The organism is Oceanobacillus sp. HCA-5259 (genome assembly GCF_037892815.1).
In the GTDB taxonomy this organism is placed as follows: Bacteria; Bacillota; Bacilli; order Bacillales; family Amphibacillaceae; genus Oceanobacillus; species Oceanobacillus indicireducens.
On the sequence record NZ_JBBKBV010000002.1, the window covers coordinates 50,215 to 62,097 of the forward strand.

Below are 11,883 nucleotides of genomic sequence, written 5' to 3' on the forward strand. Positions count from 1 at the left end.
TTCGTATGGTCCAACCACGAATGCCTCCTACTATAATCGTGAAATAGTAATTTACTTACGAACCTTCAACAAGAATTTCTTTCGTACGGTGTGGTGCTTCAATAAAGAGCAATCCTAATTGGTAATGGTCACTTTCATAGAATGCACTCTGGACAAACCGCATTTCTCCATTATCATCAAGGATTTCCAATTTAAAATAAGCACCCGCCGCCTGAAGCCCTGCATAGAATTCATCTGAACTGTTTATTCGTTTATCATTTATTTTTGTGATAACCTCGCCTACTTGAATATCCAGTCGCTCAGCAGGTGTACCAGGGATAATCCCAAGAATGCGCAAACCTTGCTGTTCTGGTTTGAATAAGGCATTATGTTTTTTGTCCCGTGTACGTAGTCGATACGTTATGAACTCTCTTCCAAAAATAGCAACTACCAATGCAACAGGAGACAGTCCCTTAAAGAAATATCCGACTACGGAAATAATCATAACTACGATGCCAAGCCACAGAATCTGTTTCCCCAGCTGCTTTCCTCTAACAGAAGCGACATTCGCTCGAATCCGGTGGGAAAACCCGAGAAGAAAAGGAAAAAGTATGATCCCATAACTCTCTCCACCAATCGGAATGAGCGGCCAATAAGGAGCAAAACTCTCTAACGCCCCACCTGGTACTAGGAAAAACAATGGAATCATCGCCATTTTACTTAAGTGATGCTCGCCAATCCAAATACCCCGTTCACTTTTAACTAAGCGTGGAAATGTCTCTCCACGCCTCACTCGGCGAACATAAATCGCCTCTACAACGAGCATGACACCAAGCAAAAATGTGAGACCAATAAAATTATTTTCCGCAAAATAAGCTACGGGAATAACATCCTGTTTCTCCAGCAGTGAAGGTATAAAAAGTAAGACGATATAGGTAAGCCCAACCGTATAACTTGCCGATAATAATGTAAATCGTAAATTCAAAGATAATAGAATCATCATGAAGCTTAGTATAATTAGCGAACCATAGGAAAATACAACTCCCGCTCCTATGAAAATAAGCGATATAAGAATTCCAGTTAAAACCGCCGGTAGCAACGTTCGTCTCCATTCACTGAATAAATCAAAGACTTTCACCCCGAACTGTTCCCTTTCCATCTTAATCCGCTTGTAACCAACTAAAAAGATCAATATAAATATCCAATACAACAATGGATTAAGAAATAACTTTAATATCCCTACCCCAAATTCCTGAAACCATAATTCAACCAAGCAAACCACCCTTTACGTATGGATTCTCCTTATAGTATACCATGAAAAGTGGGACATGGGGTCAGAGCATTTGTCCCAAAAGATTAGAAAACTTGGTTGTCACCATGTCTTACGGTGACAACCTTAGTTGCACTTATGCAGTAAGAAAGGATTTATACTTATCTTTTTGCCAAAAAAAGGCTAGGTTCCCCCAGCCTCTCCTGTCTTACTTATATAGTTCTTCCAATGCCTTTTCTAATTGAACATCATCTTCACCGGAACGGATACGCTCGATCACTCTTGTATCTATTAACCCAGCTGTTTCTTCATCGACTTCTCCTGTTGCTGAAAGATCATTATCTTTCTGGAATTGTTTTACAGCTTCTTCCGTCTGTTCATTAAAGTAGCCATCCATTCGTCCAGGATCATAGCCGATTCCATCCAGCATGAGCTGTATATTCGCGATGCCAGGATCCGTGTCATCCAACCCAAACGGCTCCTCAATCGAAATCGGATTAGCGTAATAATAATCCGGCTGATCTACGGGGATATTCGGCTCTACCCCTACCTCATTAATCCACTCTCCATTAGGAGATAACCATTTGAATGTCGTTAATTTAATCGAACTGCCATCACCTAGCGGAACTGCTGTCTGAACTGTACCCTTTCCGTAACTTGTCTGACCGACAATATCATAATCAAGTTCTTGTAATGCAACCGCAAGAATTTCAGAGGCAGATGCACTACCCTCATCAATCAACACACTAATTGGATAATCCTTTGTTTCCTTCAAGTCAGAATGAATTGCTTCGATATTTCCATCCGCATCTTCTATTTGAATGAAAGGAAGATCTTCAGGTACAAATAATGCTAACATATCTTCAACTACATTTAATAATCCACCTGGATTCCCACGAACATCGATAACTAAACCATCCAAACCATTATCTTCCAAATCGCTTAGATGTTCTATAAATTCAGTTGCCGTATTCTCGGAGAAATTAGTAATTTCAATAATTCCTGTTGTTTTTCCATCTATTGTTTCTGTTTCACTATAGACCGTTTCTATCGGAATGGTATCCCGGACAATGACCACTTCAAAAGGATCACCTGCTGCACGAATAATCTCTAATGTTACTTCTGTTCCTTTTTCTCCACGAATTTTAGCGACAGCTTCATTTAAATTCAGTCCATCGAGGTCTTCCCCATCAACAGTAAGAACTTGATCATTCGGCCGTAAACCAGCTTTCTCTGCAGGTGAATCCTTAATCGGGGAAACAATCGTTACAACGCCATTCACCATACTAACTTCTGCTCCGATTCCCTCAAATGAAGATTCTATCTGCTGATTAAATTCATCCATTGATTCAAGGTTCAAATAGGATGAATGAGGATCTTCCAACGTGGCAAGCATTCCCTCAATTGCACCTTCAACCAATTCATTACCGTCAACTTCTTCAACATAATTTTCTTGAATGAGGGCATATGCTTGTTCAACCTTTTGTAAATCGCCGGTGAGTGATTCTGACTTATCACCGTTTAGTTTTTCTTCCAGCTTTTCTCGGCTTGCAGTTTGCTGTCCACTATCTTTATCGCCGGCTATTGAAATGCCTGCATAAGCACCAAGAAAACCGAGCAATAGCGCAGCGGCTAATAAAAGAACTATTTGTAATCTGTTTAATTTCATCATTCCACCTCAAATTTCTTCCGTCCGTTATAGAAAAGCATACCATTTTATCTCTTTCATGACTATGCACAAGACTTCGCATTGATGAAATTCTTTTACAAGACCATCGCGAAATATAATGACCCAACTTTCTCATCTTTGTATACAGGATGTTCTAACATGAACTGTAAATTGCTTTCATTCAGCGTAAGTGTGTGCAACTTACTTCTGGAGGTCCGCAGTCCAGACACCTCTCGCTTTCCGCGGGCGGCCGGCAAGCCTCCTCGGGCTAACGCCCTGTGGGGTCTCGCCAGGCCTATCCTCCCGCAGGAGTCTCGAGGTGTCTGGACTGCTCCGAGGGAAAGCCTAACTTGGTACACTATTTTTCATTTTAGTAAGAGGACACCTATCATGGTGGGATATTTTCCATTAATAATAATCCTCTCTACAGTTCAGTTGCCCGGTGGACGGTGACTCCTGCGGGAATAGCACGAGTCCGGAGACCCCTTAGTGCTCAGCCCGAGGCAGACTAAGAACGCCACGTCCTGTGGCAACGTCTGCATTAGCACGTCCTGTGCGTCGAGGCTTCGGCTGTGCCCGCAGAAAGCATCCGTCCACCGGGCAACTGAACGGCGATTAGAGTTCTAAACTAAATGAACGAGCAAAACACTTACGCTGAATGAAAGCGATGATTTATTAGGTTTGAAAGTTACGTAATGATTATTACTTTAATCAGTATGAAAAAGGTATCGTAACGATCACGATACCTTTTTCTTCTTTATATTATCTTAAAAATGGCATTGGGTCTACTGGATTACCGTATCCGCCAGGGTGAACTTCGAAATGGAGGTGAGGACCAGTAGAATTACCTGTATTACCTGTCGCTCCAATTACTTGACCTTGAGTAACAGCTTGTCCAGATGAGACATCTATTCTGCTTAAGTGCGCCATGACCGTTGTATAGCTTTTACCATCTATGTAGTGGGAAATCATGATGACATTTCCAAAGCCACCCATCGTACCGGCTGTACTTACTACTCCGTCCGCCGGAGCAACCAATGGCGTTCCAGTACCTACACCAAAGTCAACTCCTGCATGCAAACGAGAAACATTAAAGATTGGATGGTTTCTCATACCGAATCCTGAAGTAAGGCGACCATTTGCTGGGTAAATAAAGTATCCCCCTCCAGTATTTCCGGAATCAACTTTTGTTTCCGGTGCAGATGCGACTTTATTGCTGTTGTCATTATTATTGTTGTTATTATGTGATTCACGCTCTTGTCTTGCTTGTCTTTCTTGTTCTGCTTTACGGCGCTCAGCTTCTTGACGTTTTCTTTCCGCCTCTTCTTTTGCTAACTGCTCCAATTCTCCGACCTTTTGTTCTGCAAGGGCGATTGCTTGAGCTTGAGCTTTCTCCTCGGCAGCAAGTATCGCATGTTCTTCTTCAATCGTTAGCTTAATTTCTTCCAAGTTTTCTTGTTCTTTTTCAAGCTTAGCCATTAACGTTTTTCTTTCTTTCTTTTGATTGTCCAGTTGGTCTTTTAAAGCAAGAAGCTCTGTCTTTTGAAGCTCTAACTCTTCTTTTTTCGCTACGACAGTATCTTTTTTCTCTTCCACTTCTTGTTTATGTTCTGCAAGCAACTGTTTATCAGCAGCTTGTTCTTCCATAATTTGTTTATCCTGGTCCATGATTGTATTTACCGCTGATGTACGGCTAATAAAATCTACAAAGCTTTTAGAACCAAAAATGACTTGGATTAATTTAATTTGACCACCGTTCTGTTGAATAGAGCGAAGGCGATCTTTTATTAATGCATCGCGCTTTTCAATCTTGTCTTCCAAAACCTCAATCTCTTTCGTAAGAGTTCCTATCCTCTCGGTTAAGTCGTCGATTTCATCGTTTGTCGCCTTTATCTCGTTCTCTTTCGCGGCAATATTATTCTGTGTTGTCGCAAGTTCATCTTCTATATCCAAAATCTCATTTTCAACTGATTCTTGTTCGCTTAAATTTTCATTGATTTTCGTTTCGGTATCCTGTTTGTCTTTATTCAGGCTATTTTTTTCCTCGGATATTTTAGATTTCTCTTGTTCATGTTCGTTGATCTGTTCTTTCAAGTCATCGATTGACTCTGCAGAAACTGGAGTTCCTGCTGTAACTGCAGTTGATAGTAAAGCTACTGCTGTTATGCTGGATAGGATCGATTTCTTCAATTCATATTCTCCCTTCATAATAATAGCTTCTGGTCATCTCACTATCTCTTAAACTTTCAAGAATTTACGTACACTCATTACACTTCCCCAAACACCGATCGTTGCACCAATGAGCAGGATGCCAAGTGATAAATACCAAGCAAATGGATTAAATTCCAATATCTCTACGAAACTAATATTAATTTGACTTGCGAGATTTTCGGCTATGTAATGGTAACCGAATAATACAACTGCAATCGGAATAATAGAACCTAGTAAACCAAGCAATAATCCTTCCACAAAAAATGGCCAACGAATAAATCCATTAGTAGCACCAACAAGCTTTTGAATGGAAATTTCAGTACTTCTTGCAATGATGGTGATTTTTATAGTGTTGGAAATGAGAAATACTGCGGTGAGTACTAATGCAGCAATCAACACAAGCCCGACGATTCGTGCGTAATTGTTAAACTCAAACAATTTATCTACAATATCCTGACCAAATGTTACATCATAGACATGGTCAAGTTCTTTTATTTCTTCGGCAATTCCTTCTGTCTCCTGCGGGGTTTCCGCTTTGACAACGTAGGCGTGATTTAACGGATTATCTTGTTCAAATAATTCCCAGGCCCTTCCTTCCTCTCCTAAGCTATTAGTCAAACTTTCTAGTTCTTCGTCATTAGAAGAGAAGTAGACATTTTCAACGCCATCCAGCTGTCTGAGTTGGTCTCCTAAGGCAATGACGTCATCATCTTCTGTTGTTAAATCAACAAGCACTTTAATTTCAACATCTGATTCGATATTTTTCGCAAATTCATTAAGGTTGAGGACGATCGCTAGAAATACACCGACGAGAATCAACGTTGTCGTTACGGCTCCGATGGAAGCAACGGTCATCCAACCATTCCGGAAAATGTTCTTCGTTCCCTCTCTCAGGTGGCGTAAAAATGTTCTAAACTTCATAGCCGTATTCACCTCGTTGTTCATCTCTTACAATTACACCGTCTTCAATCGCGATTACTCGCTTTTTAAATGTGTTTACAATTTCCTTACTGTGGGTAGCCATAATTAAAGTAGTTCCTTTATCATTAATTTCTTCAAATGTCTTCATAATTCCCCAGGATGTTTCTGGATCCAGGTTTCCTGTCGGTTCATCTGCAATAACAATACGCGGGCGATTTACAATGGCACGCGCAATCGAAACACGCTGCTGCTCCCCACCGGAAAGCTCTGCGGGGAGAAACCGTGCTTTATTCTTCAAACCAACTTCTTCTAATACTTCCATAACTCTTGTCCGGATTCCTTTTGGTGTTTCTTCAATAACTTCAAGTGCATAGGCAACATTTTCATAGACTGTTAATCTCGGTAAAAGCTTAAAGTCTTGGAAAACAACACCTATTTCCCTTCTTAAGTAAGGGACTTTTCTTTCTTTCAATTTACTTAAATCAACTTCATTTATAATGATATTTCCTTTAGTCGGTTTCTCTTCCCGATAAATAAGCTTAATAAAAGTAGATTTTCCAGCTCCACTATGTCCTACAATATATACAAATTCACCTTGTTTGATATCAACATTAATTCCGTTTAGAGCAGCGACTCCATTCGGATATGTTTTATACACATCTTCCATCAAAATCATTTATGTATCACCTTTTATTTATTTCAAATTATTTTTGTTAGTAGTTAACCTTTATAGATTCCTTAGCTATTATAACATCAATAAGTGCATTTTTTAGACATAAAATTATTACATTTATGTTTCAAGCATGCCATTTCATGTAATGTTCCTGGTAAAGTAGGATATTTTGTCGAAAAGAACGCGTGACAATGAGTCGATGTGATATTACAGAGGTGTAATAAAGTGAAACTTCATTCAGTGGGGTTTCCTTACCTCCCCACTGAATGTTAGTTGAACAGAATCAGGGATTTACGGACTGTTATATCCCCACCTTCACATCTTGGTTTTCCCTCATGTTTAGAGGTGGGGGTATTACAGACCGTTAATACGAGATAAATATAGACAAAAATAAAAGTCCGACTCACGAGATGTGAGCCGAACTTTTTCGTTTGTTTGTTATTACTGTTCTTCCAACCAATTCACTAATGCGTCAAGGTCATCTCCAGACACATCTTGTGCTGGCATAGAGCCTGTCCCATTTTCAACAATGTCTTTAATTTCGTCGCTGGAGTATCTACTTCCTACGTCTGTTAAAGCAGGACCTGCCCCGCCGGATAAATCTGCTCCATGACACATTGCACAGTTAGCCTGGTAAATTTCCTCACCAGCAGCAGTATCTACAGCATTGTCATTCTCAGCCGGTTCTTCTGTATTTGTGTCGCCATTGTCTGCTGGCTCTTCATTATCAGCGTTATTTCCGCCACCACAAGCACCAAGAACTAATACTGCTCCAAATAATACTGCTAATAACCACTTCTTCATACATAAATCCCCCATTCATATTGTGTAATAAGTTTATCAATAGTATTATATCCTATTGACAAATTTTTAAAACCCTTTTTAATCTGAAGTCTGTGAACAAAAACCAACATTTTCCTTATTTAACCAAAAACACGGGCACTTTCTTCTTTTTTTATTTTTCCGGTTACTTGATCTGGGAACGTAAATAAGCATCAATAAATAAATCGATTTCCCCGTCCATTACTGCCTGTGTATTTCCAATTTCTACATTTGTCCGGTGGTCTTTTACCATCGAATATGGGTGGAAAACATATGAACGGATTTGACTGCCCCAACCTATTTCCTTTTGTTCCCCGCGAAGGGCTCTAAGTTCCTGCTCCTGTTTCTCCACTTCGAGCTGGTATAGTTTGGATTTTAACATTTTCATTGCAGATTCCCGGTTTTTAATCTGGGAACGTTGGTTTTGACAAGTGACGACAATATTTGTCGGTAAATGGGTAAGACGGACGGCTGAGTCAGTTTTGTTTACGTGCTGACCACCCGCACCACTTGCCCGGTACGTATCAACTTTGATGTCTTCATCTCGCACTTCAATCTCAACATCATCATCCATTTCCGGTGTGACATCACAGGAAACAAAGGATGTATGACGTCGACCTGACGAGTCGAAAGGTGAGATACGCACGAGACGATGGACACCTTTTTCTGTTTTCAAATAACCATAGGCATTATGCCCTTTGATGAGCAAGGTTACGCTTTTCACTCCAGCTTCATCACCCGGTAAGTAATCAAGTGTTTCAACCGTAAAACCTTTCTTTTCTGCCCAGCGCTGGTATAGTCTTAATAACAAGCTTGCCCAGTCTTGGGATTCGGTTCCCCCTGCACCCGGATGCAGTTCAAGAATCGCATTCTTCGCATCATAAGGTTCACTAAGAAGCATTTCCAGTTCAAAATCGTTTATCTTTTCCATATATGTTTCCAATTGTTCATTTAAATCTTGGAATAATTCCTCATCTGCTTCTTCTTTAACCAGTTCGTAGGAAACTTCAAGATCTTCCAGTGTTGCTTCCATTTTTTCAAATGATTCAACTTGGTATTTCAAGCCATTCGTTTCGTCAATGACTTTTTGTGCGGCCTTTTGGTCGTCCCAGAATGCCGGGTCTGCCATTTGTTGTTCTAATTCACTTATACGAGCACGCTTGTCATCTAAGTCAAAGAGACCCCCTGAAAGCTTCAACTCGTGAAGTTATTTTATCCAATTCATTTCTGATTTCCGCTAAATCCATGACACATCACCTCATAAAAAGTTTAGTTTAAAGAACAAAGGCTCTAGCGCCCTTACAGGCTAAAAACGCGACGTCCTGTCGCAACGCCTGTACTAGCACATCCTGTGCGTCGTAGCAACGTACAAACTGTGCCTCCCAGGACGGGAGGTAGTTCGATGTTGCCCCATACGTGAGCGAACTTAATCGAACTTCCCCTTTACGGAATGAGATAAAGGAAACATGCCCCTTTTAGGGGTATGCCGCTGTTGGGCTTTAGCCCGTACTTAGGCGGCCCTCCTTTAGTTTTGAGTTGTTGATGTTGACTTATCGATTAGAGGAGTGTGAAGTTTGATAGTTGCTGGGCGTTGGAGCCGGACGTGGCTAGCCCTGGATACCTATGTTACCACAGCATTTTTATTTTATAATTTCTTATTCTAAGGAAAAGAACGAGGTCGGAATCGTCATGTCTCCTACCTCGTTAAAGTTCTTTAGTTTTTACCGTGACAGTTTTTATACTTCTTGCCGCTGCCACATGGGCATGGGTCATTTCGGCCGACTCGGTTTTCTTTTATAACAGGTTTACGTACCTTTTTCTTGCCGTCTTGACCCCCGTGAGCTGCTGTCGTATTTTTCACGACTTCTTCCCGTTGTAGGTTCTCACGAATTTGTGCTTTCATGATGAATCTTGCAACTTCATCTTCAATGGATTGAACCATTTGCTCAAACATCTGGAATCCTTCCATCTGGTATTCACGGAGCGGTTCTGTCTGTCCGTATGCACGCAGGTGAATCCCTTGACGGAGCTGATCCATTTGGTCGATATGATCCATCCATTTCGAATCGACCGCGCGAAGTACAATAACCTTCTCGAACTCGTGGAACTGATCCGGTTCTAACTCTTCCCGCTTCTCATCATAGGATTGTTGTACTTTCTCCATGATGAGTTCTTTCATTTCTTCCGGTTCTTTACCCATTAAATCTTCTTTCTTAATCGCTTCGGGACTTAATAAATTCGCGTGAATATGTTCCATAATCGCATTGATGTTCCATTGATCCTCATCTTCATCTTGTGTATGGGAATCAATTACCCGATCTACCGAGGAACGTATCATATTCATGATAATTTCAGTTAAGCCGTCTTCAGCATCGATCACTTCAAAGCGCTGTTTATAGATAATTTCCCGTTGTTCACGCAGAACGTCATCATAGGAGAGAATTGTCTTCCGCGCATCAAAGTTATTTCCTTCAACTCGTTTCTGTGCAGATTCTACTGCACGGCTCACCATTTTGCTTTCAATCGGTTGATCTTCATCCATTCCGAATCGGTCCATCATAGCCCGGAGGTTATCTGAACCGAAGCGGCGCATCAATTCATCTTCCATGGAGAGATAGAATTGTGTTACACCAGGATCTCCCTGACGGCCAGAACGTCCTCGAAGCTGGTTATCGATCCGTCTCGATTCATGACGTTCTGTTCCAATTACCGCAAGCCCGCCAAGTTCAGGAACACCTTCTCCAAGCTTGATATCTGTTCCACGGCCTGCCATGTTCGTTGCAATCGTTACAGAACCTTTTTCTCCGGCTTTTTCAATGATCTCCGCCTCACGGTAGTGGTTCTTTGCGTTAAGCACTTCATGTCGAACGCCAGCTTTTTTAAGCATTTTTGAAATCAATTCGGAAGTTTCAACAGCTACCGTACCGACAAGTACAGGCTGACCGGCTTGATGTCGTTCTTTAATCTCTGCAACGACTGCGCGGAACTTCGCTTCCATAGATTTATAAATCAAATCGGGACGGTCTTCCCGGATAATCGGCTTATTCGTCGGAATAACGATGACATCCATATTATAAATATTACGGAATTCTTCCTCTTCCGTCTTCGCAGTACCTGTCATCCCGGATAACTTGTTGTACATCCGGAAGTAGTTTTGGAAGGTGATGGATGCTAAGGTCATACTTTCATTTTGAATTTGTAGTCCCTCTTTAGCCTCAATCGCTTGATGCAGGCCATCACTATAGCGACGACCTTTCATTTTACGACCAGTGAACTGGTCAATGATGACAACTTGCCCTTCCTCTACCATATAATCATCATCACGATGCATAGCCACATGGGCTTTTAATGCTTGGTTAATATGATGGGTTAAGGAAACATTATCCAAGTCAAACAAGTTTTCGATATTGAAAAATCGTTCCGCTTTGTTAATACCTTCTTCTGTAAGTTGGACACCTTTCGTTTTCTCATCATAGGTGTAGTCTGTTTCTCTATTTAATGTTGTTACAAAACTGTTCGCCTGAGTATAAAGCGATGCAGACTTCTTAGCTGCTCCTGAGATGATTAACGGTGTTCTCGCTTCATCAATCAAGATCGAGTCGACCTCATCAATGATAGCAAAGTTAAGTGGCCGTTGTACCATCTGTTCCTTATAAAGGACCATATTGTCCCGTAAGTAGTCGAAACCGAACTCATTGTTTGTTCCATACGTAATATCACATTGGTACGCTTCACGCTTCTGTTCTTTCGTGTAGCTGTTTAAGTTTAATCCAACAGTTAGACCGAGAAAACTATACAGTTCACCCATTTCATTTGCGTCACGCTCTGCCAGATATTCGTTAACGGTAATAATATGGATACCATTTCCTGCTAGAGCGTTTAAATATGCCGGCATAGTGGAAGCTAAAGTCTTCCCTTCCCCCGTTTTCATCTCGGCAATGTTTCCGCCATGAAGGGCAATTGCTCCCATAATTTGTGACCTGAATGGGCGCATGTTCAACACTCGTCTTGATGCTTCACGCACTACGGCATAAGCTTCTACGAGTAGGTCGTCCAATGTCTCGCCTTTTTCAATTCTTTCCTTGAATTCTTCTGTTTTATTTTTCAATTCATTATCTGAAAGCTTCTCCATCTCTGGTTCTAAAGCTTCTACTTCGTCTGTACTTTTTTCAATTCGTTTAACTTGGCGCTTATTACCATCGCCAAATATCTTTGTCAGAAATCCTGCCATATATTATACGCTCCTCAATCTAATCAATACCTTAACACTATAATCATAACACTATATGTCAAAGCCTGACAACAATCAAAGGCGAAAACAACCGGTTACGATACTGC

General features: G+C 41.0%; 8 protein-coding genes. All 8 read right to left on the minus strand.

What is annotated here, in order from left to right; translation table 11 throughout:
• Nucleotides 1–55 precede the first annotated feature (55 nt).
• The 8 genes from WKU33_RS01505 to secA all read right to left on the minus strand — a co-directional run bounded on the left by WKU33_RS01505 (nucleotide 56) and on the right by secA (nucleotide 11,776).
• Nucleotides 56–1,252: a PDZ domain-containing protein gene (locus WKU33_RS01505; RefSeq protein ID WP_340452854.1), complete on the minus strand. Its 1,197-nt coding sequence runs from the start codon at nucleotides 1,250–1,252 to the stop codon at nucleotides 56–58.
• A gap of 205 nt (nucleotides 1,253–1,457) precedes the next feature.
• Entirely contained in the window at nucleotides 1,458–2,918 is a 1,461-nt protein-coding gene (locus tag WKU33_RS01510) for a S41 family peptidase (protein WP_336253149.1), read from the minus strand.
• Nucleotides 2,919–3,680: 762 nt separating this feature from the next.
• On the minus strand, nucleotides 3,681–5,108 hold the full coding sequence (locus tag WKU33_RS01515; RefSeq protein ID WP_340452855.1) for a murein hydrolase activator EnvC family protein: 1,428 nt from the start codon (nucleotides 5,106–5,108) through the stop codon (nucleotides 3,681–3,683).
• 48 nt (nucleotides 5,109–5,156) lie between these two features.
• On the minus strand, nucleotides 5,157–6,050 hold the full coding sequence (gene ftsX, locus WKU33_RS01520) for a permease-like cell division protein FtsX (RefSeq protein WP_156855596.1): 894 nt from the start codon (nucleotides 6,048–6,050) through the stop codon (nucleotides 5,157–5,159).
• Nucleotides 6,040–6,726 (minus strand): cell division ATP-binding protein FtsE, encoded by a 687-nt coding sequence (gene ftsE / locus WKU33_RS01525; RefSeq protein ID WP_156855597.1) that lies wholly within the window; start codon nucleotides 6,724–6,726, stop codon nucleotides 6,040–6,042. The genes ftsX and ftsE overlap by 11 nt, the downstream gene beginning before the upstream one ends.
• Before the next feature lie 438 nt (nucleotides 6,727–7,164).
• Nucleotides 7,165–7,527, minus strand: a complete 363-nt coding sequence (cccB, locus tag WKU33_RS01530) for a cytochrome c551 (RefSeq protein ID WP_156855598.1) — start codon at nucleotides 7,525–7,527, stop codon at nucleotides 7,165–7,167.
• Between the two features lie 163 nt (nucleotides 7,528–7,690).
• Nucleotides 7,691–8,792 (minus strand): peptide chain release factor 2 gene (prfB, locus tag WKU33_RS01535; RefSeq protein ID WP_156855599.1). Its coding sequence is split into 2 segments (ribosomal slippage): nucleotides 7,691–8,719 and nucleotides 8,721–8,792, totalling 1,101 coding nucleotides; the frame shifts between segments, so codons are not numbered across the junction.
• A gap of 467 nt (nucleotides 8,793–9,259) precedes the next feature.
• Nucleotides 9,260–11,776, minus strand: a complete 2,517-nt coding sequence (gene secA, locus WKU33_RS01540; RefSeq protein WP_156855600.1) for a preprotein translocase subunit SecA — start codon at nucleotides 11,774–11,776, stop codon at nucleotides 9,260–9,262.
• Nucleotides 11,777–11,883: the final 107 nt, after the last annotated feature.

Excerpts from the sequence above, each read along its gene's own strand:
- ftsX (WP_156855596.1), bottom strand. The coding sequence starts at position 6,050 with ATGAAGTTTAGAACATTTTTACGCCACCTGAGAGAGGGAACGAAGAAC.
- cccB (WP_156855598.1), bottom strand. The coding sequence starts at position 7,527 with ATGAAGAAGTGGTTATTAGCAGTATTATTTGGAGCAGTATTAGTTCTT.
- ftsE (WP_156855597.1), bottom strand. The coding sequence starts at position 6,726 with ATGATTTTGATGGAAGATGTGTATAAAACATATCCGAATGGAGTCGCT.
- secA (WP_156855600.1), bottom strand. The coding sequence starts at position 11,776 with ATGGCAGGATTTCTGACAAAGATATTTGGCGATGGTAATAAGCGCCAA.
- WKU33_RS01510 (WP_336253149.1), bottom strand. The coding sequence starts at position 2,918 with ATGAAATTAAACAGATTACAAATAGTTCTTTTATTAGCCGCTGCGCTA.